We start from the raw sequence: 24,765 nt of genomic DNA on the forward strand, positions 1-24,765 counted from the left end.
CCCGGCATGGACTCCCCCGAGATCCAGTACCTCATGGACCGCCGCCGCGCCCTCGGCGGCTTCGTCCCCGAACGCCGTTCCAAGCACACCGATGTCACCCTCCCGGATGACAAGGTCTACGAAGTCGCCAACCGCGGCTCCGGCAAGCAGCTGGCCGCCACCACCATGGCGTTCGTCCGCCTGCTCAAGGACCTCATGCGGGACAAGGAGTTCGGCAACAGGATCGTTCCGATCATCCCCGACGAGGCCCGCACGTTCGGCATGGACGCGTTCTTCCCGACGGCGAAGATCTACAACCCGAACGGCCAGAACTACCTGTCCGTGGACCGCGAGCTCGTCCTGGCGTACAAGGAGTCCATCTCCGGCCAGATCGTGCACGCCGGCATCAACGAGGCCGGTTCGGTGGCGGCGTTCACTGCCGCGGGAACGTCCTACGCCACGCACGGCGAGCCGCTGATCCCGATCTACGTCTTCTACTCGATGTTCGGTTTCCAGCGCACCGGCGATTCCTTCTGGGCCGCCGCGGACCAGATGACCCGCGGGTTCATCATCGGCGCCACCGCCGGCCGCACCACCCTCACCGGTGAAGGCCTGCAGCACGCCGACGGCCACTCCCCCATCCTGGCCGCGACCAACCCGGCCGTCGTCACTTACGACCCCGCGTACGGCTATGAGATCGGCGTCATCATGCGCGACGGCCTCAACCGCATGTACGGCCCGGGACCGGCGGACAACGACCCGTCGCGGAACGTGATGTACTACATCACGGTCTACAACGAGCCGATCTCCCAGCCGGCGGCGCCGGCGGAAATCGACGTCGAGGGCATCGTCAAGGGCATCTACCTGCTGGCTCCCGCCAAGATTGACGGCCCCCGCACGCAGATCCTCGCCTCCGGTGTTTCCGTCCCCTGGGCCCTCGAGGCCCAGCGGATCCTCGCCGAGGACTGGGGCGTTTCCGCCGATGTCTGGTCCGTGACGTCCTGGAGCGAACTGCGCCGCGACGCCATGGCCGCCGAGGAAGAAGCCTTCCTCAACCCCGGCCAGCCCGCCCGCGTGCCGTTCGTCACCGAACAGCTCGCCGGCGCGACCGGTCCGATCGTGGCAGTCACCGACTACATGAAGGCCGTGCCGGACCAGATCCGCCAGTTCCTCCCGAACGAGTTCGCCTCGCTCGGAGCCGACGGCTTCGGCTTCTCCGACACCCGCGCCGCAGCCCGCCGCTTCTTCAAGAACGACATCCACTCCGTGGTTGTCCGTTCACTGCAGATGCTGGCCCGCCGCGGCGAGGTGGATGCCCAGGCTCCGGCCCAGGCAATCGAGAAGTACCGCCTGCACAACGTCAACGCCGGCACCACCGGCAACGCGGGCGGCGACTCCTAGGTCCTCCCCGCAACGTACGACGGCGGTCCCCACCGGAAGGCGGGGGCCGCCGTCGTCGTTTAACCCTGATGGCCGCACCCGCGCGGCACGCCGGTCCAGCCGGGCGCCGGCACTGCGGTCCGGCACTGCGGTCCGGCGCTGTGGTCCGGCGCTGCGGTCCCCCACTGTGATCCAGCACTGTGATCCAGCACAAGGCGCGTTGTAGCCTTTGCACAAATGGAGCTTGGACGGCGGGCACCGTATGCTCAATGCATGGCCGAGCCGATCACCACTCCTGTAAAACGCACGCCCACATCCAGGGCGATGCCCCCGGAGAAGGTGGAAACCCTCAAGAAGCTCCGTTCGAGCGTCGGCCAGCTCTCCACAACCACCTTGCGCCAGCTGGAGAAATCCCTGCCCTGGTACAGCCGGCTGAACTCCGACGAACGCTCGGCCCTGGGGATGGTGGCCCAGAACGGCATCGCCGCCTTCGTCACGTGGTACGAACGGCCCAGCTCCCCGTCCTGGATCCTGTCCGACGTCTTCGGCACCGCGCCCACCGAGCTCACCCGCTCCATCAGCCTGCAGAAGGCCCTCCAGCTGATCCGGATCGTCGTGGAGGTGGTGGAGGACCAGGTCCCCGTGATTGCTCCGGAGGCGGACCAGGGCGCGCTGCGTGAAGCGGTGCTGCGATACTCCCGCGAGGTGGCCTTCGCCGCGGCCGACGTCTACGCCCGCGCCGCCGAATCCCGCGGATCGTGGGACACCCGGCTGGAAGCCCTCATTGTGGACGCCATCCTGCGCGGCGAAAACACCGATGCCCTGCGGTCGCGGATTGCCGCCCTGGGCTGGAAGGCACAGGAGCGCTTCACCGTTATGGTGGGCAATTCCCCGTCCGAACCGAGCGCCAGCTACGTCAGCGAACTGCGCCGCACGGCCGGGCGCTTCGCCGAGGACGCCCTCGTCGGCATCCAGGGCGACCGGCTCATCCTCATCCTCGGCGGCGTCCACGACCGCGAGACCGCCTACCTGAAACTCGCCGAACTCTTCGCGCCCGGACCGGTCGTCTACGGTGCCGAAGCCGGATCGCTGCTCGAAGCCAGCGGCTCTGCCCAGTCCGCGTTCGCGGGACTGACCGCCGCGCGCGCCTGGCCCGCCGCGCCGCGCCCGGTGGCAGCCGATGACCTCCTGCCGGAGCGCGTGATCTCAGGCGATGATGCCGCCCGGCGCTCCCTCGTCAAGAACATCTACCGGCCCCTGCTCGCGGCGTCCAACGGCCTCGTGGAGACCCTCGGCACCTACCTCGAACTGGGGCATTCGCTGGAGGCCACGGCCCGCGAGCTCTTCGTCCACGCCAACACCGTGCGCTACCGGCTCAAGCGGGTCTGCGACGTCACGGGCTGGGATCCGCTGCTGCCGCGGGAGGCCTTTGTCCTCCAGACGGCCCTCGTCGTTGGCCGGCTTGCGGCCCCGCCGAAGCCCGCCACGGAACGGCAGCCGACGCGCAACAGCACCTGAGCGGTTGTAGACTTCCTACAAAGTGACCCTGTGAGCTTGGTGTATGAATGCACCGATAATCACGCCGCAATTTGGAAAGCTGGATACGTGCTTGCAATCGTCTGCCCTGGACAGGGCTCCCAGACCCCCGGTTTTCTGGCCCCTTGGCTGGAACTCCCCCCCGTAGCAGGCCAGTTGGCCTCCCTCAGCGAAATCGCAGGCATCGATCTCACCGCCCACGGCACCACCTCGGACGAAGAGACCATCAAGGACACCGCCGTCGCGCAGCCCCTGATCGTCGCCGCCGGGCTGGTGGCCGCGAAGTCCCTGTTCGACGTCGAGCTCGGCACCCTGCCGGTGATCCTCGCCGGCCACTCCGTCGGTGAAATCACCGCCTCCGCCCTGGCCGGCGTGCTGACGGAAACCGAAGCCATGACCTTCGTCCGCGAACGCGCCAACGGCATGGCGGCCGCGGCCGCTGCCGCCCCCACCGGCATGAGCGCCGTGGTGGGCGGCGACCCCGCCGAGGTCCTCGCGGCCATCGAAGCCTGCGGGCTTACCCCGGCCAACGTCAACGGCGCCGGCCAGACCGTCGCGGCCGGGACGCTGGACCAGCTCAAGGCCCTCGCCGACAATCCGCCGGCCAAGGCCCGCGTCATCCCGCTGAAGGTCGCCGGGGCGTTCCACACCTCGCACATGTCCCCCGCCGTCGCGGCGCTGCAGGCCCTCCGGCCCACACTGCACCCGCGGAACCCGCAGGTCCCCCTGCTCTCCAACTTCGACGGCGCCGAGGTCACCGATGGTGCCGCCGCCGTCGAAAGCCTGATCGCCCAGGTTTCCCGCCCGGTCCGCTGGGACCTCTGCATGGAGACGCTCGTGAAGCGCGGCGTGACCGGCCTGATTGAACTGGCCCCAGCCGGGACGCTGGCCGGACTCGCGAAGCGCGGCATGCCCGGCGTGAAGACCGTCACAGTCAAGACCCCGGACGATCTGTCCGCCGCCCTGGCCCTATTCGCAGAACTGGAAGGACAGGCATGAGCGTTCCCACCCTGAAGCAGGCGCCCCTGCACGAGAACACCCGCATCATGGGAGTCGGCGCGTACCGGCCCGACGTGATCGTCACCAACGATGACGTCTGCCAGTGGATCGACTCCTCCGACGAGTGGATCCGCCAGCGCACCGGCATCATCACGCGGCACCGGGCCCCCGCCGATGTCAGCGTGATCGACATGGCCGAAGGCGCCGCCCGCGAGGCCCTCCAGAAGGCCGGGATCGAGGCCTCCCAGCTCGGCGCCGTCATCGTCTCCACGGTGACCCACCCCTACGCGACGCCGTCCGCCGCCGCGAGCCTCGCCGACCGCCTCGGCGCGACGCCGGCCCCGGCCTTCGACATCTCCGCCGCCTGCGCCGGTTACTGCTACGGCATCGCCCAGGCTGACGCGCTGGTGCGCTCCGGCGCCGCCGAGTACGTCCTCGTGGTCGGTGCGGAAAAGCTCTCCGACGTCATCGACAACACCGAACGCACCATTTCCTTCCTGCTCGGCGACGGCGCGGGCGCCGTGGTGATCGGCCCCTCCGACACCCCGGGCATCGGCCCGTCAGTGTGGGGCTCGGACGGCAGCAAGTGGGACGCGATCGGCATGACCCACTCGATGTTGGACCTCCGCGAGCTCGCCTCAGCGGGCAAGCAGGGCGGCGCGCTGAGCGCCGAGGAAGCCGCCGTCACGGACGCGGCCTCCTGGCCGACGCTGCGCCAGGACGGCCAGACGGTCTTCCGCTGGGCCGTCTGGGAAATGGCCAAGGTGGCCCAGCAGGCGCTGGACGCCGCCGGCATCTCCGCCGAGGACCTCGCCGCGTTCATCCCGCACCAGGCCAACATGCGGATCATCGACGAGATGGCCAAAAAGCTCAAACTCCCGGAGAGTGTCGTCATCGCGCGGGACATCGCCGACGCCGGCAACACCTCCGCGGCCTCCATCCCCCTGGCTACCCACCGCCTGCTGCTGGAGAACCCGCAGCTCAGCGGCGGGCTTGCACTGCAGATCGGCTTCGGCGCCGGTCTGGTCTTCGGTGCCCAAGTGATCGTGCTTCCGTAGGCGTTCCTGCTTTTCCTTTCTTCAAATCCCACAGCAAACCGAACCCTCGGTTTGAATCATTTACCGCCCGAAGCCGCCGGCACACCGGCAGCCCACGGCAACAACCAGAAAAGGAGCCATCAATGGCTAGCAACGAAGAGATCCTGGCCGGCCTGGCTGAAATCGTCAACGAAGAGACCGGCCTGGCCACCGAGGCTGTCGAAATGGACAAGTCCTTCACCGAGGACCTGGACATCGACTCCATCTCGATGATGACGATCGTCGTCAACGCCGAAGAGAAGTTCGGCGTGCGCATCCCGGACGAAGAGGTCAAGAACCTCAAGACCGTCGGCGACGCTGTCAGCTTCATCGCCAGCGCACAGGCCTAATTCAGGCTCGGCCCGGTCCGGGGGCGCAGCTGCACCCCCGGACCGCGCCATCTGCAGCACCATCCACTGCACCACCCCAGAGTTTTTCAAACGCAGGCCCCGGCAACCGCCCCCAGGTTCCGGATAAAGCAGGCGCACCGACAGAGAGTGATCCCATGGCACGCAAAGTAGTCATTACCGGTCTGGGTGCCACCACACCCATTGGCGGCGATGTCCCCACGATGTGGAAGAACGCGCTGAAGGGCGTCTCCGGCGCGCACACGCTTGAGGACGACTGGGTGGCCAAGTATGAGCTGCCCGTCCACTTTGCCGCACGCGCTTCCAACCCCGCGACCGAGGTCCTGAGCCGGGTCGAGGCCAAGCGCATGGACCCCTCCACGCAGTTCGCCGTCGTGGCCTCCCGCGAGGCATGGGCCGACGCCGGCATCACCGAAATCGACCACGACCGGCTGGCAGTGGCCTTCGCCACCGGGATCGGCGGCGTCTGGACGCTCCTGGACGCCTGGGACACCCTGCGCGAAAAGGGCCCGCGCCGCGTCCTGCCGATGACCGTGCCCATGCTGATGCCCAACGGCCCAGCCGCTGCGGTAAGCCTTGACCTGGGTGCCCGCGCCGGCGCCCACACCCCGGTCTCCGCCTGCGCGTCCGGCACCGAAGCCGTTCACATGGGTCTGGACCTGATCCGCTCCGGCAAGGCCGACGTCGTCGTCTGCGGCGGCGCCGAAGCCGCCATCCACCCGATGCCGATCGCCGCGTTCGCCTCCATGCAGGCACTCTCGCGCCGCAATGACGATCCCGAGCACGCCTCCCGCCCCTACGACATTGACCGCGACGGCTTCGTTATGGGCGAGGGCGCCGGTGCCCTTGTGCTGGAAGCCGAGGAACACGCCTTGGCCCGCGGCGCCCGGATCTACGCCGAGCTGGCCGGCACGTCGGTCACCGCCGATGCCTACCACATCACTGCCCCGGACCCCGAGGGCCTCGGCGCCACCCGCGCACTGAAGGCCGCCATGTTCGACGGCCGGATCCAGCCGGAGGACGTGGTGCACGTCAACGCGCACGCGACCTCCACCCCGGTCGGCGACAAGCCCGAGTACGCGGCCCTCAAGGCCGCCCTCGGCAAACAACTGGACAGCGTTGCCGTCTCGGCCACGAAGTCGCAGATGGGCCACCTGCTGGGCGCCTCCGGTGCGGTGGAAGCCGTGCTGACCGTTATGGCCATCTACGACCGCAAGGCCCCGGTGACCATCAACCTGGAGAACCAGGATCCGGAGATCCCGCTCGACGTCGTCACCACCGCCCGCGAGCTGCCGTCCGGCAGCATCGCGGCGCTGAGCAACTCCTTCGGCTTCGGCGGCCACAACGCCGTGATCGCGGTGCGGAGCATCTAGCCCGACCCGCGCGCAGCACGCCGAGATGACAGATGGCGGCAATGTTCTTGGTGAACATTGCCGCCATCTGTCATCTGGCGTAGCTATGGAGTGTTGTTGCCGGTCCTTCGGAGGAGGCTTAGCCCACTTGGTGGAGCCAGCGCACGGGAGCGCCTTCGGCGGCGTGCCGGAAGGGCTCGAGTTCCTCGTCCCACGCTTCGCCGAGGGCCAGGGACAGCTCATGGTAGACCGCCGAGGGGTCGCCGGCGCCGGATTCGTAGGCGTAGCGGATGCGGTCCTCGGAGACCATGATGTTGCCGTGCACGTCCGTGACGGCGTGGAAGATGCCAAGTTCGGGCGTGTGGGACCAGCGGCCACCGTCAACGCCCTGGCTGGGCTCTTCCGTGACTTCGTAGCGCAGGTGCGCCCAGCCCCGGAGAGCCGATGCCAATTGAGCCCCCGTGCCCGGGTTACCGGTCCACGACAGCTCAGCCCGGAACATTCCGGGCGCTGCTGGCTGAGCAGTCCACTCAAGGTCCGTCCGCTTGTCCACAACCGACCCTATGGCCCACTCTACGTGGGGGCACAGGGCAGTCGGGGCCGAGTGAACGAACAACACACCGCGGGTCAGTGCAACAGACATTCCATCCTCCATAGCTGTAGGTACGTCTTCCCCAACGACCTCTGCCTGGATGTCTGTCTGTTGCGCGGGTCCGTAGTGATGCGGTGGTCCTGGCCAGACTATTAAGTTATTGCCCGGATTCTCCGTGCGACTTGATGCGTGGGAGCTTCAAGCAACACTTGAAAGTTGCCGGGCGTGAGTCTTATTCTGCCGTACCCTACCTAATTACGCCAGTGCAATTCGGCGCGTCTTTTCCGGCGCGCCGCGCGGTGTCCTGGCGCGGATCGTTCGAGGCGGCCGGCGCGGCCCGGGGTGGCGACTTCAGGCCCTCGGATGGGCCTGCTGGTAGCTCTGCCGGAGCCGCTCGACCGAAACATGGGTGTAGATCTGGGTGGTGGCCAGGCTGCTGTGGCCCAGGATTTCCTGCACCGCGCGGAGGTCGGCACCGCCGTCGAGCAGGTGTGTGGCGGCGGAGTGCCGGAGGGCATGCGGTCCGGTGGCGGCGGTGTCCCCCAGCGCTGCCAGCAAGTCGTGGACAACGCTGCGGACCTGCCGCTGGTCGACCCGTTTGCCGCGCGCTCCAAGGAACAGCGCCGGGCCGGAGGTCTCTGTGGCGAGGGCGGGCCGGCCCCGGCGCAGCCAGTCGTCGACGGCGAGCGCCGCCGGCAGACCGTAAGGCACCGTGCGTTCCTTGTTGCCTTTGCCGAGTACCCGGAGGGTCCTGCGGTCGGGATCGAGGTCGTCCACGTCGAGGCCGGCCAGTTCGCCGACCCGGATGCCCGTGGCGTAGAGGAGCTCAACCATGGCCCGGTTACGCAGGGGCAACGGCCCACCCTCGGCGGCAGCGGCTTCGGTGCCTTCGACGAGCCGGAGGACCTGCTGCTGGTGCAGCACACCGGGCAGGGACTTCTCCCGCTTCGGTGCCTTCAGCCGCAGCGCAGGGTCCGCGTCGATCAGTTCCTCGCGGACGGCCCAGGCCGTGAACGCCCTGGCAGTGGCGGAGCGGCGGGCCAGCGTGGCGCGCGACATCCCGGATTCGCTTTGCGAGCCGAGCCAGCGGCGCAGGGTTCCCAGTTCCAGGCCCGCGAGATCCTCCACTCCCTCCGAGGCCGCGAAGCCCAAAAGGCTTCCGACGTCGGCGAGGTACGCGCGCACGGTGTGGGCCGATCGGCCGCGTTCGGCCTCCAGGTAGCGGCCGAAACCCTGGGCGGCGGTGGCCAGTGCGGCCGGGATCTGCTGTGTGGGCACTCCCCTACTCTCGCAGGATTCACCCGGCGATCAAGGAGCCCGGCGGCGAGCCGCGGGTCGGTCCCTGCCGATGCTTCCTGCACTGCGCCATATCGGGCCTCCTGGTTCAGCCCACCGGTCATCCTGCCTTGCCCGACCGCTTCCAGCCGCCGCCGTGCGACTCGGCCAGGCCCAGCAGCCCAAGCCGGCCGAGTCCGGCCCTGACCGAGTCAGCGCTCAGTCCCGCCACGGCGGTGAGCTTTTCGACTGAACTGGTGGTCCGCAGCGGCAGGGCATCGAGCAGGATGAGGTCCTCCAGGGTCAGTCCGTCGTGGATGGCCGCTGGGCCGGACCTAACCTCGGGCAGCGATTCGCCACTGGGCGCGGCGAGCTCCGCGATCTCGCCCGCGTCGGTGACGCAGACTGCCCCGCCCTCGCGGAGCAGCCGGTGGCAACCCGCGGAATTGGCGCTGTGTACCGAGCCCGGCACCGCGCCGACGGCCCTGCCCAGGGTCTCCGCATGGTGGGCCGTGTTCAGGGCGCCGGACCTCCACCGCGCTTCCACAACGACCGTCACTGAGGCCAGCGCGGCGATCAGCCTGTTGCGCTGCAGGAACCGATACCGCGTGGGCGCCGAACCTGGCGGAACTTCGGCCAGGACTGCGCCCTGGTTGGCGACGGCCCGCAGCAGATCCTCATTGCCCGACGGGTAGAAGCGGTCCACTCCCCCTGCCATCACGGCGATGGTGGGCAGGCTCCCGGAGGTGGCGGCGGCCAGGGCCGCCCGGTGGGCGTGCGCATCGATGCCGTAGGCGCCGCCCGAGATGATCGTGAACCCCCTCTGGACCAGCGAATACGCGAGGTCCCCCGTCACGGACGAGCCGTAGGAGGTGCTGTCCCGGGAACCGACCAGCGCTACGGACGTGGCGGCCGGAGGCAGCTCCTGCTCGATGCCGCGCCACCAGAGGCAGATCGGTTCCTGCAGTCCAAGGTCGGCCAGTTGCCGGGGCCAGAGTCCGTCCGATGGAATGATCATGCGTCCGCCGAGCCGCTGCATCGTCGTGAGGTCCCGGTCCGGTGCAAGATCCTGGATCCTCGGCGCCCAGCGTTTGCGGGCCGTCCCCAGGCCCGTCCAGCCACCGCCCGAGCCGTTCTCGTCCAAAAGCCGGAACAGCTCCTGTTCCACTTCGGCACCGGCTGTCAGCTGGCCGGTGGCGATCCTCAACGCGTCCTCGGCCCCGGCGATGCGCACGAGCGCGAGGCCCGCGGCGTCCTGCGGTTCGAACAGCCGGGACAACGCCGCCCGCGCGGTCCGCTCGCTCTCTGTCATGGTGTGGTCCTTTCACGGGCCTGCGATGGGTGGTGGCACTGCGGCGTTCGAGGCACCGCCATGGGCGTAAAGCCCTGCTAGGCGGCGACGGCGGCCTGCCGAAGGTTGAGGGCAAGCCCGATATCGTCCGCCTCCGGTACCTCATGGAGGGCCAAATCCGCCAGTGTCCACGCCAGACGCAGCACGCGGTCGTAGCCGCGTGCTGTCAGTACCCCTCGTTCCAGGGCATGGTCCAGGATCCGCGTAGTGGGGGCGCCGAGCCGCAGGGCACCCCGGAGGACCCGCCCCGGCACCTGGGCGTTGGTTTCCAGGCCGAACGGCAGCAGCCTCTCGAGCTGGCGCTCCCGTGCGGCCTGGACGCGGGCCGCGATGGTGGCGGTATCCTCCTCCGCCGCGGGCTGGCCAAAGTCCGCCAGCGACACCCGCTCCACCTGTAGCTGAATGTCCACCCTGTCCAGCAGCGGGCCGGACATGCGCGCCAAATACCGCCGGCGCACGGTGGGAGTGCAGATGCAGTCGACTCCCTTGCCGGTGGCCTTGCCGCAAGGGCACGGATTGGCTGCAAGAACCAGCTGGAAGCGGGCGGGGTAGGCCGCTGTGCCCGCCGACCGGTGAAGGACCAGTTCCCCGCTCTCCAGCGGCTGCCGGAGCGCGTCGAGGACGCGTCGTTCGTATTCGGGGGCCTCGTCGAGGAACAACACCCCGCGGTGGGCCCGGGACGCCGCCCCGGGCCGCGGCAGCCCGGAGCCCCCTCCGATGATGGCCGCCGGAGTGGCCGTGTGATGCGGGTTCTCATAGGGCGGCCGGCGCACGAGATGCAGGGAGGCCGAGGTCAGCGAGCAGAGCGAATGGATGGCGGTCACTTCCATGGCCTCCGCGTCTCCCAGGTCCGGCAGGAGCCCGGGAAGCCGTTCAGCCAGCATCGTTTTACCCGCCCCCGGAGGACCTGTGAGCAGCAGGTGGTGCGCGCCGGCGGCGGCCACCTCCAGCGCCCTCCGTGCATCCCCCTGCCCGGAGACATCGCGCATGTCCGGCGGCACCAGGGAAGGCACTCCAGCTTCGGCCCCCGATTCGCCAGACTCGGGCGCGGGATCGAAGTCCAAGGCCAGGTCCTGCGGATCGGCGCCGAAATCGAACGCCAGGCGGGCCAGGGTGGCGTAGCCCTGCACGCGGGCGCCTGGCACCAGCTGCGCCTCGGCGGCGTTCGCCTGCGCCACGACGACATCGGCATAGCCAGCGCGTACCGCGGCCATCACCGCAGGGAGGACTCCACGGACCGGCCGCAGCCTGCCGTCGAGGCCCAGCTCGGCGATGAACACTGTCCGGCCCGTGGACCGGACATCGTTCGAGGCCAGCAGCGCGGCCATGGCGATGGCGAGGTCGAAGCCGGAGCCACGTTTGGGCAACGACGCCGGGATGAGGTTGGCCGTGATCTTCCGGCGGCTCAGGGGAATACCGGAGTTCTGAGCGGCCGAGCGGATCCGTTCCTTGGCCTCGTTCAGCGAGGCGTCCGGCAGCCCCAGGATGATAAATGCCGGCAGGGTCTGGCCGATATCGGCCTCCACCTCCACGATGTAGCCGTTCAGTCCGACGAGGGCCACCGAGTAGGTCCGGCCGAGCGCCACCTACCCCACCCCCTTGAGGTGCTCCACGGCGGGCTCGCCGATACCGTCGTCGAGCACGGCGACCACGTCGACCCGCCTCAGCGGCATGCGGAGTTCATGGTCGCGGCACCAAGCCGACGCCAGCCGGTGCAGCCGGGCCAGTTTGTCCACACCGACGGCCTCAAAGGGATGCCCGTAGGCGAGGGACTTGCGCGTCTTCACCTCGGCGATGACCAGCGCGTCGCCGTCGAGCGCCACAATATCGATTTCGCCCTCGGAGCACCGCCAGTTGCGGTCCACGATCCGCATGCCCTGGGCTTCGAGGTATCCGGCGGCGAGTTCCTCCCCGCGCCGGCCCAGCACGTCCTTAGCTCTCATGACCCCAGACTGCGCCGCCACGCGCAAGCAGCACAGAGGGTCAGGCCGCTATGTGGGCAACCGAGCTCGAGGGTGGCGGTGTGGAGGAAGAGTTCACAGACGTTGCCCGGCCACCACCAAAATCAGTTCCCGAGGCCCTCCACCTTGGGCAGGGCGAGCTCCTCGCTCCGCGGGAGTTCTTCGACGTTGACGTCCTTGAAGGTGATTACGCGGACGCTCTTGACGAAGCGGGCGGAGCGGTAGACGTCCCAGACCCAGGCATCCTGCAGCGTCAGGTCGAAGTAGACCTCGCCGTCGGCGCTGCGTGCCTGCAGGTCAACGTGGTTGGCCAGATAGAATCGCCGTTCGGTCTCGACCACGTAGCTGAACAGTCCGACAACGTCGCGGTATTCGCGGTAGAGCTGCAGCTCCATGTCGGTCTCATAGTTTTCAAGGTCCTCGGCACTCATGGTTCCATCTTGCACCATCCGGCGCCGCCCGCGCGCCACGGGACGTCCCGCGGCGCCCGCGGGACTATCGCGGAGCCGGCGTCAGTCCGCGAGCAGCTGCCAGCTCACACGGTGGTAGGGCGTGGGGCCGGCGGCGCGGAGGGCATCCTTGTGGATGGCGGTGCCGTAGCCCTTGTTTACGTCCCAGCCGTAGGCCGGGTATTCGCTGTGCAGCGCGCGCATCATGCCGTCGCGTTCCACCTTGGCCAGGATGGACGCCGCGGCGACGCTCAGGCACTGCATGTCCGCCTTGACCAGCGTGTGCACCGGGGCGTCGCAGCCTGGCTCCGCCGGGCCGTCGTCGAACAGGGAGGGCTGGGTCTCGGGCGAGAGCCAGTTGTGACTGCCGTCCAGGAGCACAACGTCCGGGGTCACGCCGGCGGCCAGCACCGCGAGCCAGGCGCGGGTGCCGGCGAGTCGCAGCGCGGCGACAATGCCGACGTCGTCGATCTCCTTCGCCGAGGCATGCCCGACGGCGGAGGCCACACTCCAGCTCCGGACCAGCGGTACCAGGCGTTCCCGGTCCGCCACCTTGAGCAGCTTGGAGTCCCGCACATCGGCGAGCAGCTTCAGCTCGTGCAGGTCCACGACGGCGATTCCCACACTGACGGGGCCGGCGAGGGCGCCGCGGCCCACCTCGTCGATGCCGGCGAGGAGCCGGGCGCCGGACCCGAGGAAGCGGCGCTCGTAGTCGAGGGTGGGGGCTTCGGACATAACTCGTGACGCTACTTTCCGGCCGGGGCGGGCACGTCGCGGAAGACGTCGGGGTAGTTGTCGAGGGCGGTGATGCGGTTGAGCGGCCAGGCGATGACGGCGGCCTTGCCTTCGATGTCGGCGATGTCCACGAAGCCGCCGTTGGTGTCCGTGTGGGCGCGCGAATCGGCCGAATGGTTCCTGTTGTCGCCCATGACCCAGACCTTGCCGTCGGGAACCACGACGTCGAACTCGCGAACCTGGGGCACTTCGGCGGAGTTGATGTAGGGCTCATCGAGCGGGACGCCGTTAACGGTAAGCCGGCCGCCGCCGTCGCAGCAGGCCACATGGTCACCCGGCAGTCCGACAACGCGCTTCACCAGGTGCTGTTCCGAGTTGTCCGGCAGGAGCCCGATGAATGTCAGCCCGTCCTGCACCCACGTGAACGGGCCCGCATCCTTCGCGGCCGCGGGAACCAGCCAGCCCTGTGTGTCCCTGAAGACCACAACGTCGCCGTGCTCCAGGGCGAAGGGCTCCGGGACCAGCAGGTTGACGAAGATCCTGTCGTTCACGTCCAGGGTGTTGACCATGGATTCGGACGGGATGTAGAAGGCCCGGAAAAGGAAGGTCTTGATCAGGAAGGACAGCACGATCGCGACGAGCACCACCGTGGCCACTTCCTTGGCCCAGAGGAACATGGGGGTGTGGTTCTCCCGGGCCTTCGCCCGGCGCGCCCGCTTCGACGCGGCGCCCGCATGGGCAGGTCCCCCCGCGGCCGGAACGTCCCGGACATCGGCATCGGGGCCGGACGCGTCGGGGCCAGTGGCGCCGGTGCCGGAAGCGTCGGTGTCAGAAGTGCCATGGCCAGTAGCGTCGGGGCCGGAAGTGACGCGGGACCGGGCGTCCGGGGCAGCACCGTAGCCGCCGTCCACGGGGGCCTCCGGGGCGGGGATCGGGGAGGAGGTCACCCGGGGCTGGTCCTGCCCCCGCGGATCAGGAGTCCGGGGTCCGGTCTCGGGCATCTACTGTCCGTTCTTCGCTGTGGTCGTGGTGGTTTCAGGAGGCCGTTCTACTGCTGTAAATCTATCAAGCGGCCAGATGATCTGTACGGGTCTGCCGATCACCCGGTCCAGCGGCACCATGCCTCCGCCGGGGGCACCCAGAAGACTGCGGGAATCTGCCGATTGTGAGCGGTGGTCCCCCATCAGCCAGAGCCGGCCCGGGGGAACGATCACACTGAACTGCAGTTTGCTCGGGGAGTCGCCCTCGTGGAGGTAGGGTTCCGCGACCGGCTGTCCGTTGATGGTGAGTTTGCCACCGGCGTCGCAGCAGATGACCCGGTCTCCGGGGAGCCCGATCACCCGTTTGATGTAGGTGTTGTCGCCTCCGGACAGGCCTATCCAGTGCCCGACGCCGCTGAGAAAGTCCAGCACGGGGCCGTTGCCGCTGTTCAGCGGGGCGAAGGAGCCGCGTCCGTCGAAGACGACAATGTCGCCGCGGCCCACAGGGTCGTCCCGGAAGTCCGTCCGCGACACAACGATCCGGTCGCCCTCCTGGAAGAGCGGCTCCATCGAGGCAGAGGGGATGTAGTAGACATCGAGCCACAGTGACCGGACCAGCCCGCCGATGAGGACGGCCAAGACCACGGCCGGCAACACAAAACGCCAGCCGAGTTTCCTGGGCTGGCGTTTTGTGTGTTCCATGAGCCGTATCCTTCTAACGCTTTTCTGAAGTGAACAGCGCTGTTGCGGATGCTCCGGCGCTGGCCGGACACGGTCCGTGGACCCGCGATGGAAAACTCCGGAGAAAGCCGGAAGAGTCTTACTTGCCGGTCTGGAAGTCGCGCTTTTCCTTGATCTTCGCGGCCTTGCCGCGCAGGTTGCGCATGTAGTACAGCTTGGCGCGGCGCACGTCACCCTTGGAGACGACCTCGATCTTGTCGATGATCGGGGAGTGCACCGGGAAGGTACGCTCCACGCCGACGCCGAAGGAGACCTTGCGGATGGTGAAGGTTTCGCGCAGGCCGTCGCCGTGGCGGCCCAGGACGAAGCCCTGGAAGACCTGGACGCGGGAGTTCTTGCCTTCGATGATGTTCACGTGAACCTTGAGGGTGTCACCCGCACGGAAGACGGGAACATCGGTGCGCAGCGAGGCTGCGTCTACGGAATCGAGAATATGCATTGATTCACTCCTGGTGAACGCCACAGGTCCTTCACGTTGGGTCACGGCGGCCAAGCCCGGGCGCGGATGCGGCCCGGAAATTCCCGCCGAAAATTTGTCGATCCGGCTCCGCCAGGACTTGGCGGCGGCCGGGGTGCCGCGCTGTTGGTGACGCTCCCCCTGTGGCAGGTTCGCACCCAGCAGGCACAAGGACTAATTTTGCCACACCCGGGGCCTTCCAGCCAATCCGGTCAGGCGGAGTCCCCAACGGCGTCGGCGCGGCGCTTGAGGTGACCGTCGACGACGTCGTACCCGAGGTCCGCGAAAGCGGTGCGGTCCGCGCGGGGCAGCTTGGCGGCGTCGAACTCCTCCAGCAGGTCCGGGCGCCGTTCGGCGGTGCGCCGGTACTGTTCGTGCCGGCGCCACTGGGCGATCTTGCCGTGGTTGCCGCTGAGCAGCACGGCCGGGACGTCGCGGTCCCGCCAGCTGGAAGGCTTGGTGTAGACCGGGTACTCCAGCAGCCCGTCCGAGTGCGATTCCTCCACGAGGGACTCGGGGTTGCCGACGACGCCGGGCAGCAGACGCCCGATGGCTTCCACCATGGCCAGCACCGCCACTTCACCGCCGTTCAGGACGTAGTCGCCCAGGCTCATCGGCCGCACGGTGAAGTGCTCGGCGGCCCATTCCATCACGCGCTCGTCGATGCCTTCATAGCGTCCGCAGGCGAACACCAGCCGGTCTTCTCCGGCCAGTTCATGGGCCGCGGCCTGGGTGAAGCGCTCCCCCGCCGGCGACGGAACAATGAGGACCGGCTTCGACGCTTCCGGCCCGGCTTCCGCTTGTCCGGCGGCGTCGGGTCCGGCAGCGCCCTGCCCGGAAGTGTCCTCGCCGGCCGCGTGCTGGCCGGCGGCCGCTACCGTGGCCAGCGCCTGCGCCCACGGCTCGGGCTTCATGACCATGCCGGCGCCGCCGCCGTACGGGGTGTCATCCACGGTCCGGTGGCGGTCCGTGGTGAAGTCCCGGAGGTCATGGACGTTCAGCTCCAGCAGGCCGTCCTGGCGCGCCTTGCCGATCAGCGAAAGTTCCAGCGGGGCCAGGTATTCGGGGAAGATGCTGACGACGTCGATCCTCATTTAGGCGTTGTCTCCGGCGTCGGCGCGGTCTCCGGAGGTGCCGGCGGCTGCGGACGTCTGCGCGTCGCCGGACTTGGCCTCTTCCTCGGCGTTGACGTCAAAGAGGCCCGGCGGAGGGGTGACCAGCACATAGCCCTCTCCGACGTTGACCTCGGGAACGATCTGCTCCACGAAGGGGATCAGGATTTCCTTGCCGTCGGTCGCGGTAACCACCAGCAGGTCCTGGACCGGGAGGGTGTGGAGGCCGGAAACCTTGCCCACCACCTGGTCACCCACGCGGACCTCCAGGCCTTCGAGCTCGTGCTCGTACCAGCCTTCGTCGTCGTCATCGTCGTCGAGGTCTTCGGTTTCGATGAACAGCTTGGCGCCGCGCAGGGTCTCCGCCTCGTTGCGGGTCTCAATCTCCTCGAACGCGAGCAGCAGGATGTCCTTGTTCCAGCGGGCGCTGAGGATGGTGAGCGGGCCGGCCGAGGCTGGCTCAACCACGAACATGGTGCCCGGGACGAAGCGGTCGCCGGGCGCATCGGTGAGCACCTGGACGGTTACTTCGCCGCGGATGCCGTGGGGCTTGCCGATTCGTGCCACCTGAAGCTGCATCTGTTCCTCTGTTCGGGGTTGGTGAGTCTGGGTCTACTGGTAATGACCGGAAATCCGGGGAAAACAGTCCGGCCCCTCCACCATTATCTGGTGAAGGGGCCGGACTCAAGACAAGTGTTGCTGAAAGCGTTACCGGCGGCGGTCGGTGTCGACGACGTCGACCCTGACCGGCTCGCCATCCGCCAGTGCTGCCACCACAGTGCGCAGTGCGCGTGCAGTGCGGCCCTGGCGTCCGATCACCCGTCCGAGGTCGTCCTGATGAACGCGCACTTCGAGGGTGTCCCCGCGGCGGTTGTTCTTCGCACTGACCTTGACATCCTCAGGACTGTCAACGATCCCGCGGACGAGGTGTTCGAGCGCTTCTGCCAGCAATTTACTCAGCCTCGGTGGTCTCTGCTTCGGCGTCGGCGGGAGCCTCGGCTGCGTCGTCCTTCTTGGCCTTCTTGGTGATGGCTTCCGGGATGATCACGGAACCCTTTTCCGGGGCAACAAAGGCAGCCTTGGGAGCCTTGGTCTTCAAGGTGCCCTCCTGGCCCGGGAGACCCTTGAACTTCTGCCAGTCACCGGTGATCTTGAGGATCGCGGCAACCTGCTCGGACGGCTGTGCGCCGACGCCGAGCCAGTACTGGGCACGGTCCGTGTCGACCTCGATGTACGAGGGCTCTTCGGTCGGGTGGTACTTGCCGATCTCTTCGATGGCACGGCCATCACGCTTGGAGCGTGCATCCATGACGACGATACGGTAGTACGGTGCGCGCATCTTGCCAAAGCGCTTAAGGCGAATCTTTACGGCCACTTTTGTGGTCACTCCTGTTTCTGAAACGGGGTCGAGCCCGGCGTTCTGCACCCGTGGGGCGGGCCATACTAGGGGGTTCTAAAAGGACAAGATCCAGACGCGGAGAGAGGGGCCACGCAGATCGAGTACCTGTTTATTGTGCCAGATCAGCGGCGGGATTTCGACTTGACACCCGCAACCGGTCCATTCAGTGGCCTGTCAGTGCCCCAGGTGCGTCAGGAAGTCCAGACGTAGAGGCCGGTTTTGCTGGCGGGATCGACGGCGGTGGCCAGTTCGGCGAGTTGCCGGACGTAGCGCGCAGCCTGCTCCGCACCGAAAGGCATGTCCTCCTCGGCGGCCCAGGATTCGGCGACGTCGTCCAGCACGACCTCCTCGCCCTCCGTCTCATAGGTGAGCAGCTCGGCCAGGGCGCGGACCATCGCCGGCGGCACGCCGAGAAGGGAGTCGCTGGCCACATCCACCATGGCCAGCTCGTAATCGGCTCCGGAGGCGTGGACGGCAGTACCGGCAAGGTCACCCAGGCGCTCGACTTCGAAGTCGGTGATGTCCGCGATCCGGACGGCCCCGGCTGCCGCAGCGGCCCCGCCGTCGAGGGCGGCGGCACGCTTGAGGGCTTCGACGTGCGTGGAGACAAAGACTTCGGTGAATCCCATGGAACTCGTCCTTAGCTGTTCGGCGGCGCTGGTCCGCTGTTTGAGGCGTCGCTTCAGCCTAGCCGCTTCAGCCCACGCCGGCGCCCGGACGGGACTTGCCCTCCCCTGGCCGCGGCCAATGAACATAGACCCACCATGTCCGTTCCTGGCCGCGAGAACTGGACATGCTCCGCGTTCCTGCCAGCCACACCGGCGCCCGGACGGGACATGCCCTCCCCTGGCCGTGGCCAATGTACATGAAGCCACTTTGTCCATTCCTGGCCGCGCCCCGTGGGCATGCTCCGCGTTATTGCCGGCGAAAAGTGGACATGCTCCGCGTTGCTGCCAGCCACACCGGCGCCCGGACGGGACATGCCCTCCCCTGGCCTGCGCGAATGAACATAGACCCACTCTGTCCGTTCGCTGACTCCTGCGCTGGACATGTCCCTGAAGTCAGGGCGACAAAGTCCAGCACTCCGAGTACAGCAGGCCGGCGTCGCAAGGAAAGACCGGCACTCAGCGGACGGCGACGCGGATCCGGTTACGCCACGGGTCTTCGAAGCGAAGTTCGGCTCCGGTGTGGTGGGACTGGACGCCGGCGGTCTTGAGTCGGTCGGCGAGGGATCCGAGGTCGTCTCCGGCCGGTACTTCGATCAGCACCTCGCCGAGGCCCAGGGTGTCGCGGCGCGGACCGGCGCCGCGGCTGTTCCAAACGTTCATGGCCATGTGGTGGTGGTATCCGCCGGCGGAAACGAACAGTGCCTGGCCGTGCCAGCCCGCCGTCTTTTCGAACCCGAGGGTGCCGACGTAGAAGTCCTGCGCCGACTGGACGTCGCCCACCTGCAGGTGGACATGTCCGACGCCGGCCTCCGCCTCGCGCTGGCCGGCCAGGGACGCCTCGGTCAGGTGCTGCTCGAGGTAGCGCTGCGGCGGCAGGGCGAGGCTGTCCATCACAACGTTCTTGCCGTCCCAGGACCAGGCGTCGCGGGGCCGGTCCCAGTAGAGCTCGATGCCGTTGCCTTCGGGGTCATTGAAGTAGAAGGCCTCGCTGACGAGGTGGTCGGCGCTGCCGGTAAAGGACTGCGGCTCTAACTGCGCTGCACTGGCGACGGTGGCGGCCAGCGAGGACTGGTCCTCGAACAGCAGGGCGGTGTGGAAGAGGCCGGCCTCGCCGCGGGAGGGAAGGTTCAGCCCGGGCGCCGGGGCCAGGTGCACCAGCGGCTTCTGCCGCCGGCCGAGGTAGAGGCCGCCGTCCTGCTCGGCCACGATGTCGAGGCCGAGGGCGCGCTGGTAGTAGTCGGTCATGAGCTTCATGTCGCCGACCTTAAGCATCACAGTGCCCATGGTGAGTTCGGCGGGAAGGAGATCCTGGGTGCTGGCTTCTGGGGTCATTTCATCGCTCCGGTGCTACGGGGGCCACCGTCCGTCGATGACCCTTCATAGATATAAATTACTTGAAGCTTCAATTTATTCCTAATGGAGCCGGCAGGTTCCTACCGGACCAGTTGCCCCCGCAGCACGATCTTCTCCAGGTTCTGCAGGGTGGCCAGATGAAGGCGCGGGTCCTCGGCGCAGACCAGGACGTCGGCGCTGGCGCCCTCGGTGATGCCGTCCGCCCGCAGCCAGTCCCGCGCGGCCCAGGCGCCGGCGTCGAGTGCCGCCCCGGCCGGGAGTCCGGCGGCATGCAGCGCCTGGAGTTCGTCCACGATGCGCCCGTGTTTGATGACGCTGCCGGCGTCCGTTCCGGCGTAGATCGTGACGCCGGCTTCGAAGGCTGCCAGGACGCGTTCGGCCCTCCGCTCCCAGAGAGCGCGCATGTGCGCCGCATAGCGCGGGAACTTGGCCTCGGCCTGGGCGGCGATCTCGGGGAACGTGGCAATGTTGATCAGCGTCGGGACGATCGGCACGCCCTGTTCGACGAACCGCCTGGCTATGACCACATCACGTCCGCGATCGGCGCCACCGAAATTGCCCGCTACGGCACCGCCATGCTGTGCTACGTCACGCCCAAGGAACACCTCGGACTGCCCAACAAGGACGACGTGAAGACCGGGGTCATCACCTACAAGATCGCCGCCCATGCCGCCGATCTCGCCAAGGGCCATCCAAGAGCGCATAAACGCGACGATGCCTTGTCCAAGGCACGGTTCGAGTTCCGCTGGCGGGACCAGTTCGCGCTGTCCCTGGACCCGGTGACGGCCGAGGCTTTCCACGATGAGACGCTCCCCGCGGAGCCGGCCAAGACGGCCCATTTCTGCTCGATGTGCGGGCCCAAGTTCTGTTCCATGCGGATCAGCCAAGACATCCGGGACGAATTTGGCACCGGCAGCAACGGCCCGGCGGACCCGCAGGCCGCGGTGGCGGCGGGCATGCGGGCGAAGAGCAGCGAGTTCCTCGCCTCGGGCGGCAAGGTCTACCTGCCGGCGCCTGCGGTGGGCGGACCTGCCACCGGCTAGGACGCGTGCGCGTGCTGTTGCCGGCCGACGTCGGCGATGAACGAGCGGATGACCCGGTTGCCCTCGGCTGAATCCTGGGGCCGGTGCCCGCCCGCCGCGGTGCGGTGCAGGGCGCCCGTCTCCCGCAGGTAGCCGGCGATCTCTTCGTAGAGCGGTTCCCACCCGCCGGTCAGGACCAGGGTGGGGACGCCGGGGACGATCTGCAGCGGGGCCTCCCACGGCGGGGCCTGCAGGCGCAGGCGGCGCGCCTCGCGCTGGTCCTCCGGGCGCGGGGCGCCGAGGGTCGCTTCCGCGGGGGTGTGGGCCGCGAACACCCGGCGGACGAATTCTCGGTGGAAATCCTCGTCGCCCAGGTGGTGGCGGACCTCGAAAAGCGGCTGCATCAGCGCCCGGTGCGCCGCGGTGGCCGGCAGCTCCGCGGTGAGCGAGAGGCACGCCGGTTCCACGAGGGTCAGCGACTGCACCAGGTCGGGACGTTCGACGGCGGCCATCATCGCCGCGATGGCACCTTGGGAATGCGCGACGACGTGGCCGCCGGCCTCGCCGCGGCCGTCGTCGGCGAGGGCACGCAGGACGATGGCGGCATCGGCGGCGAAGTCGGTTTCCAGCGGCTCGGCGACCGGGTCAAACCCGTGGCGGCGCAGGAACAGCGCGTCGTAGCTCAGCGCCATGCCATGCTGTTTCGGCCATGCCGCAGCGCCGAAGCTGCCCGCCCCGTGGACGAAGACTACGCGCTGCTTGAACATGGTCTAACCCTATGGCACCGGCCCCGCAACGGGGCCGGCGACATTGCGGCCGGCAGGGCCTATTTCCCGCCGCCCAGGAACTTGTCGAAGCCCTTGGGCAGGTTCAGCTGGGAGGCATCGAAGTCGCCGCCCTGCTGGCCGAACGAGGCACCGGTCGGAAGGGCCTTGGCGCCCGCGGCACGCCGGGCCTCAGCGTCCTTGAGCTCCTGCGCGGCCTTGGCCGGGTTGCCGGAACGCGCCTTCTTCTTGGGCGCGCTCTTGGCGCCCTTGCGGGCACCTCCGCCGCCGCCCATGCCGGGCATCCCCGGCATTCCGGGCATTCCGCCGCCGGCAGCCATCTTCTTCATCATCTTCTGGGCCTGGGCAAACCGTTCCAGCAGGCCGTTGACCTCGGAGACGTGCACACCGGAACCGCGGGCAATACGGGCCCGGCGGGAGCCGTTGATGATCTTTGGCGCGACGCGTTCGTGCGGTGTCATGGACCGGACGATCGCCTCGACACGGTCGATTTCACGCTCGTCGAACTGCTCCAGCTGCTGCCGGATGTTCTGCGCTCCGGGCATCATCATGAGCATCTTCTTCATGGAACCCATGTTGCGGATCTGCTGCATCTGGGCCAGGAAGTCATCCAGGGTGAAGTCCTCCTGGTCGGCGAATTTCTTCGCCATCCGGGCGGCTTCGTCCTTGTCCCAGTTCTGTTCAGCCTGCTCGATCAGGGTGAGGACGTCACCGAGGTCCAGGATGCGTGAGGCCATACGGTCCGGGTGGAAGAGTTCGAAGTCGTCCAGGCCTTCGCCGGTGGACGCGAACATCACGGGCTTGCCGGTGACGGAGGAAACCGAGAGCGCGGCACCGCCGCGGGCGTCGCCGTCGAGCTTGGAGAGCACAATGCCGGTGAAGTTGACGCCTTCGTCGAAGGCCATGGCCGTGTTGACGGCGTCCTGGCCGATCATGGCGTCCACCACGAACAGCACTTCGTTCGGAACGATGGCGCGGCGGATCTGGCGCGCCTGCTCCATCATCTCCGCATCGACGCCGGTCCGGCCGGCGGTGTCAACGATCACGACGTCGTGCAGCGTGCGGCGCGCTTCCTCGACGCCGGCGCGGGCGACGGAGACCGGGTCGCCCGCCGGGTGCTCCAGTTCGGTGGAGGTGGCGCCCGGGTGCGGGGCGAAGACCGGCACCCCGGCGCGCTTGCCCACCACCTGGAGCTGGGTGACGGCGTTGGGGCGCTGCAGGTCACAGGCCACCAGCATGGGGCTGTGGCCCTGCGCCTTGAGGTACTTGGAGAGCTTTCCGGCCAGGGTGGTCTTACCGGCACCCTGCAGGCCGGCGAGCATGATGATGGTGGGACCGGTCTTCGCGAGGCGGATCCGGCGAGTCTCACCGCCCAGGATCTCGACGAGCTCCTCGTTGACGATCTTCACGATCTGCTGGCCCGGGTTCAGCGCCGCGGACACCTCGGCGCCGAGGGCACGCTCGCGCACCCGTCCGGTGAATTCGCGGACCACGGGCACGGCAACGTCAGCGTCCAGGAGGGCACGCCGGATCTCGCGGACTGTGGCGTCAACGTCCGCCTCGGTCAGGCGGCCCTTGCCACGGAGATTCTTGAAGGTTGCTGTCAACCGGTCAGAGAGTGAATTGAACACGCGCCGTGCACTTCTTTCAGTGGATCTACGGATGGCGGCCGGTGCGGCACGCCAGCGTCGCGACTGAAGTTCGCCTGAACGAACCGCCTCGACAACGGGACTCGACTATCTAGGGTACCAAGACGCGCGTTCAAGATGGCATGCTGACTTAGGTGACCAGCCAAACAACAGTGAAAACCCTGCTCATCCTGGGCGCCTCGGGCGACCTCACCGGCAGGCTCCTGCTGCCGGGCCTCGCCCGGCTCGTGTCCCGGGGCCGCGCCGACGGCCTGACCCTGGTGGGTGCCGGCTCGGATGACTGGACCCCGGACCAGTGGCTGGAGCGCCTCGAGGAGTCCTTCGCCGACGCCACCTCCCAGGCCGGCGCGTCCGGCCGTCGGGAGCTGAAGCAGATCCGGGAATCCACCAGCTACCACCAGCTGGACGTCACGGCAGACGGGCAGCTCGCCGGCCTGCTGGCGCAGCTGGAGGGGCCCGTGGCCGTCTACTTCGCGCTGCCGCCACGCGTCAGTCAGCTGGCCTGCGAGGCGTTGGACCCGGGCCAGGTGCCCGCCGGGACGCGCCTGGTCATGGAGAAGCCGTTCGGTTCCAGCGAGGCGTCCGCCCGCCAGCTCAATGAAACCCTGGCCGCCCTGGTCCCGGAGGACCACATCCACCGGGTGGACCACTTCCTGGGCAAGGCGACGGTGCTGAACATCCTGGGACTGCGCTTCGCCAACACCTTCCTGGAGCCGGTGTGGAACCGCGGGCACATTGAAAAGGTCGAAATTGTCTTCGACGAGGACCTCGCGCTGGAGGGGCGCGCCCGCTATTACGACGGCGCCGGCGCCCTGCGCGACATGATCCAGAGCCACCTTCTGCAGATCATGGCCCTGATGGCGATCGAACCGCCCGCCTCGGTGGATGAGCGGGACCTCCGCGACGCCGTGGCCACGGTGCTGCGGGCCAGCAGCATCAAGGCCCCCTACGCGAAGAGCACCCGCCGGGCCCGGTACACCGCGGGCTCGATCGGCGGCCGGACAGTGCCGGACTACGCCAAGGAAGAAGGCGTCGACGCCGCCCGCGGCACCGAGACGCTGGCCGAGGTGGTGGTGGAGATCGACAACTGGCGCTGGCAGGGCGTCCCGTTCATCCTGCGCTCCGGCAAGGCCCTGGGCTTCAAACGCAAGGAAGCCGTGGTGACGTTCCGGCCGGTGCCGCACCTGCCCCGGGGCTTCACCGGCGTGGACTCCCCCAACCAGCTCAGGATCGGCTTCGGGCCGGACACCCTGCAGTTCGACGTCGATGTGAACGGCCCCGGCGACGTCCTCAGCCTGGACCGCGCCACCCTCCAGGCCGAACTGAGCGGCTCCGAGCTGCTGCCCTACGGGGAGGTCCTGGAGGGCGTCCTGACCGGCGACCCCCTGCTCTCCGTCCGCGCCGACACTGCGGAAGACTGCTGGCGGATCCTGGAGCCCGTCCTCAAGGCCTGGGCCAGGGACAGCGCCCCGCTGGAGGAGTACGCCGCCGGGAGCGACGGGCCGGAAGGCTGGCAGGCGGACTGACGGGCGCCGACCATCCGCGG

At 68.3% G+C, this 24,765-nt stretch carries 25 protein-coding genes and 2 pseudogenes; 8 read left to right on the plus strand and 19 right to left on the minus strand.

All coding sequences use genetic code 11. The features are described 5' to 3' along the window. The 6 genes from AC6EUH_RS17045 to fabF form a co-directional block, all read left to right on the plus strand. On the plus strand, positions 1–1,380 hold a 1,380-nt coding region (locus AC6EUH_RS17045), incomplete at its 5' end, for a transketolase-like TK C-terminal-containing protein (RefSeq protein WP_499739379.1). A 252-nt stretch (positions 1,381–1,632) separates the two neighbouring features. Beyond that, positions 1,633–2,877 (plus strand): PucR family transcriptional regulator, encoded by a 1,245-nt coding sequence (locus tag AC6EUH_RS17050; RefSeq protein ID WP_056426711.1) that lies wholly within the window; start codon positions 1,633–1,635, stop codon positions 2,875–2,877. 87 nt (positions 2,878–2,964) lie between these two features. Continuing rightward, positions 2,965–3,894 carry an ACP S-malonyltransferase gene (locus AC6EUH_RS17055; RefSeq protein WP_499739380.1) on the plus strand — a complete coding sequence of 310 codons (930 nt, stop codon included), beginning with the start codon at positions 2,965–2,967 and terminating at the stop codon, positions 3,892–3,894. Beyond that, a complete protein-coding gene (locus tag AC6EUH_RS17060) occupies positions 3,891–4,952 on the plus strand; it encodes a beta-ketoacyl-ACP synthase III (protein WP_499739381.1) in 1,062 nt (353 codons plus the stop codon). The genes AC6EUH_RS17055 and AC6EUH_RS17060 overlap by 4 nt, the downstream gene beginning before the upstream one ends. 122 nt (positions 4,953–5,074) lie before the next feature. Further along, entirely contained in the window at positions 5,075–5,320 is a 246-nt protein-coding gene (locus AC6EUH_RS17065; RefSeq protein WP_056426718.1) for an acyl carrier protein, read from the plus strand. 155 nt (positions 5,321–5,475) lie between these two features. Further along, positions 5,476–6,711, plus strand: coding sequence for a beta-ketoacyl-ACP synthase II (gene fabF, locus AC6EUH_RS17070; protein ID WP_056426721.1), 1,236 nt, complete (start codon positions 5,476–5,478; stop codon positions 6,709–6,711). A 118-nt stretch (positions 6,712–6,829) separates the two neighbouring features. On the opposite strand, the gene AC6EUH_RS17075 is transcribed toward fabF, so the two are convergent. From AC6EUH_RS17075 to AC6EUH_RS17155, 17 genes and pseudogenes are all read right to left on the minus strand, one after another. Next, entirely contained in the window at positions 6,830–7,333 is a 504-nt protein-coding gene (locus AC6EUH_RS17075; RefSeq protein WP_056426723.1) for a DUF3145 domain-containing protein, read from the minus strand. A gap of 300 nt (positions 7,334–7,633) precedes the next feature. Then, positions 7,634–8,560, minus strand: coding sequence for a tyrosine recombinase XerC (locus tag AC6EUH_RS17080; RefSeq protein ID WP_499739382.1), 927 nt, complete (start codon positions 8,558–8,560; stop codon positions 7,634–7,636). Positions 8,561–8,678: 118 nt separating this feature from the next. Further along, a complete protein-coding gene (gene dprA / locus AC6EUH_RS17085; RefSeq protein ID WP_499739383.1) occupies positions 8,679–9,869 on the minus strand; it encodes a DNA-processing protein DprA in 1,191 nt (396 codons plus the stop codon). Between the two features lie 77 nt (positions 9,870–9,946). After that, positions 9,947–11,494: a YifB family Mg chelatase-like AAA ATPase gene (locus AC6EUH_RS17090; protein WP_499739384.1), complete on the minus strand. Its 1,548-nt coding sequence runs from the start codon at positions 11,492–11,494 to the stop codon at positions 9,947–9,949. Next, positions 11,495–11,851: a YraN family protein gene (locus AC6EUH_RS17095; protein ID WP_056426734.1), complete on the minus strand. Its 357-nt coding sequence runs from the start codon at positions 11,849–11,851 to the stop codon at positions 11,495–11,497. It lies immediately after the preceding gene. A 122-nt stretch (positions 11,852–11,973) separates the two neighbouring features. Continuing rightward, positions 11,974–12,300: a DUF2469 domain-containing protein gene (locus AC6EUH_RS17100; RefSeq protein ID WP_056426737.1), complete on the minus strand. Its 327-nt coding sequence runs from the start codon at positions 12,298–12,300 to the stop codon at positions 11,974–11,976. Between the two features lie 81 nt (positions 12,301–12,381). After that, positions 12,382–13,053, minus strand: coding sequence for a ribonuclease HII (gene rnhB, locus AC6EUH_RS17105; RefSeq protein WP_056426739.1), 672 nt, complete (start codon positions 13,051–13,053; stop codon positions 12,382–12,384). 11 nt (positions 13,054–13,064) lie between these two features. Beyond that, entirely contained in the window at positions 13,065–14,054 is a 990-nt protein-coding gene (lepB, locus tag AC6EUH_RS17110) for a signal peptidase I (RefSeq protein ID WP_499739385.1), read from the minus strand. After that, complete coding sequence (gene lepB, locus AC6EUH_RS17115; protein WP_056426745.1) at positions 14,055–14,735, minus strand: signal peptidase I; 681 nt, start codon at positions 14,733–14,735, stop codon at positions 14,055–14,057. Positions 14,736–14,853: 118 nt separating this feature from the next. After that, complete coding sequence (rplS, locus tag AC6EUH_RS17120; protein ID WP_056426746.1) at positions 14,854–15,213, minus strand: 50S ribosomal protein L19; 360 nt, start codon at positions 15,211–15,213, stop codon at positions 14,854–14,856. 230 nt (positions 15,214–15,443) lie between these two features. Next, positions 15,444–16,325: a tRNA (guanosine(37)-N1)-methyltransferase TrmD gene (trmD, locus tag AC6EUH_RS17125; RefSeq protein WP_499739386.1), complete on the minus strand. Its 882-nt coding sequence runs from the start codon at positions 16,323–16,325 to the stop codon at positions 15,444–15,446. Next, positions 16,326–16,922, minus strand: a complete 597-nt coding sequence (rimM, locus tag AC6EUH_RS17130) for a ribosome maturation factor RimM (RefSeq protein WP_499739387.1) — start codon at positions 16,920–16,922, stop codon at positions 16,326–16,328. Between the two features lie 129 nt (positions 16,923–17,051). After that, the gene (locus AC6EUH_RS17135) at positions 17,052–17,294 is read right to left on the minus strand and encodes an RNA-binding protein (protein WP_056426755.1); all 243 of its coding nucleotides are present in this window, start codon (positions 17,292–17,294) and stop codon (positions 17,052–17,054) included. A gap of 1 nt (position 17,295) precedes the next feature. Further along, on the minus strand, positions 17,296–17,718 hold the full coding sequence (rpsP, locus tag AC6EUH_RS17140) for a 30S ribosomal protein S16 (RefSeq protein ID WP_056426859.1): 423 nt from the start codon (positions 17,716–17,718) through the stop codon (positions 17,296–17,298). A 215-nt stretch (positions 17,719–17,933) separates the two neighbouring features. Next, the gene (locus AC6EUH_RS17145) at positions 17,934–18,371 is read right to left on the minus strand and encodes a hypothetical protein (RefSeq protein ID WP_499739388.1); all 438 of its coding nucleotides are present in this window, start codon (positions 18,369–18,371) and stop codon (positions 17,934–17,936) included. A 495-nt stretch (positions 18,372–18,866) separates the two neighbouring features. Beyond that, positions 18,867–19,742 carry a VOC family protein gene (locus AC6EUH_RS17150; RefSeq protein WP_499739389.1) on the minus strand — a complete coding sequence of 292 codons (876 nt, stop codon included), beginning with the start codon at positions 19,740–19,742 and terminating at the stop codon, positions 18,867–18,869. 101 nt (positions 19,743–19,843) lie between these two features. Further along, positions 19,844–20,275, minus strand: a pseudogene (locus AC6EUH_RS17155) (amidohydrolase family protein); the annotation flags it as partial. On the opposite strand from AC6EUH_RS17155, the pseudogene AC6EUH_RS17160 reads away from it, so the two are divergent. Continuing rightward, a pseudogene (locus AC6EUH_RS17160) lies at positions 20,267–20,806 on the plus strand (phosphomethylpyrimidine synthase ThiC); the annotation flags it as partial. The pseudogenes AC6EUH_RS17155 and AC6EUH_RS17160 sit on opposite strands and share 9 nt — an antisense overlap. On the opposite strand, the gene AC6EUH_RS17165 reads toward AC6EUH_RS17160, so the two are convergent. Together AC6EUH_RS17165 and ffh are read right to left on the minus strand one after the other, a co-directional pair. Beyond that, the gene (locus AC6EUH_RS17165; RefSeq protein ID WP_056426768.1) at positions 20,803–21,552 is read right to left on the minus strand and encodes an alpha/beta fold hydrolase; all 750 of its coding nucleotides are present in this window, start codon (positions 21,550–21,552) and stop codon (positions 20,803–20,805) included. The pseudogene AC6EUH_RS17160 and the gene AC6EUH_RS17165 overlap by 4 nt on opposite strands. 59 nt (positions 21,553–21,611) lie before the next feature. Further along, the gene (gene ffh, locus AC6EUH_RS17170; RefSeq protein WP_056426771.1) at positions 21,612–23,201 is read right to left on the minus strand and encodes a signal recognition particle protein; all 1,590 of its coding nucleotides are present in this window, start codon (positions 23,199–23,201) and stop codon (positions 21,612–21,614) included. 152 nt (positions 23,202–23,353) lie between these two features. On the opposite strand from ffh, the gene AC6EUH_RS17175 reads away from it, so the two are divergent. Next, positions 23,354–24,745 (plus strand): glucose-6-phosphate dehydrogenase, encoded by a 1,392-nt coding sequence (locus tag AC6EUH_RS17175; RefSeq protein WP_056426774.1) that lies wholly within the window; start codon positions 23,354–23,356, stop codon positions 24,743–24,745. Positions 24,746–24,765 lie beyond the last annotated feature (20 nt).

The organism is Arthrobacter sp. 001422645 (assembly GCF_059816125.1).

Coding starts and splice junctions, on each gene's coding strand:
- AC6EUH_RS17145 (WP_499739388.1), bottom strand. CDS start 18,371: ATGGGATTCACCGAAGTCTTTGTCTCCACGCACGTCGAAGCCCTCAAG.
- AC6EUH_RS17065 (WP_056426718.1), top strand. CDS start 5,075: ATGGCTAGCAACGAAGAGATCCTGGCCGGCCTGGCTGAAATCGTCAAC.
- AC6EUH_RS17100 (WP_056426737.1), bottom strand. CDS start 12,300: ATGAGTGCCGAGGACCTTGAAAACTATGAGACCGACATGGAGCTGCAG.
- AC6EUH_RS17095 (WP_056426734.1), bottom strand. CDS start 11,851: ATGAGAGCTAAGGACGTGCTGGGCCGGCGCGGGGAGGAACTCGCCGCC.
- fabF (WP_056426721.1), top strand. CDS start 5,476: ATGGCACGCAAAGTAGTCATTACCGGTCTGGGTGCCACCACACCCATT.
- dprA (WP_499739383.1), bottom strand. CDS start 9,869: ATGACAGAGAGCGAGCGGACCGCGCGGGCGGCGTTGTCCCGGCTGTTC.
- AC6EUH_RS17075 (WP_056426723.1), bottom strand. CDS start 7,333: ATGTCTGTTGCACTGACCCGCGGTGTGTTGTTCGTTCACTCGGCCCCG.
- lepB (WP_499739385.1), bottom strand. CDS start 14,054: ATGCCCGAGACCGGACCCCGGACTCCTGATCCGCGGGGGCAGGACCAG.
- AC6EUH_RS17150 (WP_499739389.1), bottom strand. CDS start 19,742: ATGACCCCAGAAGCCAGCACCCAGGATCTCCTTCCCGCCGAACTCACC.
- lepB (WP_056426745.1), bottom strand. CDS start 14,735: ATGGAACACACAAAACGCCAGCCCAGGAAACTCGGCTGGCGTTTTGTG.
- AC6EUH_RS17050 (WP_056426711.1), top strand. CDS start 1,633: ATGGCCGAGCCGATCACCACTCCTGTAAAACGCACGCCCACATCCAGG.
- rplS (WP_056426746.1), bottom strand. CDS start 15,213: ATGCATATTCTCGATTCCGTAGACGCAGCCTCGCTGCGCACCGATGTT.
- trmD (WP_499739386.1), bottom strand. CDS start 16,325: ATGAGGATCGACGTCGTCAGCATCTTCCCCGAATACCTGGCCCCGCTG.
- AC6EUH_RS17060 (WP_499739381.1), top strand. CDS start 3,891: ATGAGCGTTCCCACCCTGAAGCAGGCGCCCCTGCACGAGAACACCCGC.
- rnhB (WP_056426739.1), bottom strand. CDS start 13,053: ATGTCCGAAGCCCCCACCCTCGACTACGAGCGCCGCTTCCTCGGGTCC.
- AC6EUH_RS17165 (WP_056426768.1), bottom strand. CDS start 21,552: ATGTTCAAGCAGCGCGTAGTCTTCGTCCACGGGGCGGGCAGCTTCGGC.
- rimM (WP_499739387.1), bottom strand. CDS start 16,922: ATGCAGCTTCAGGTGGCACGAATCGGCAAGCCCCACGGCATCCGCGGC.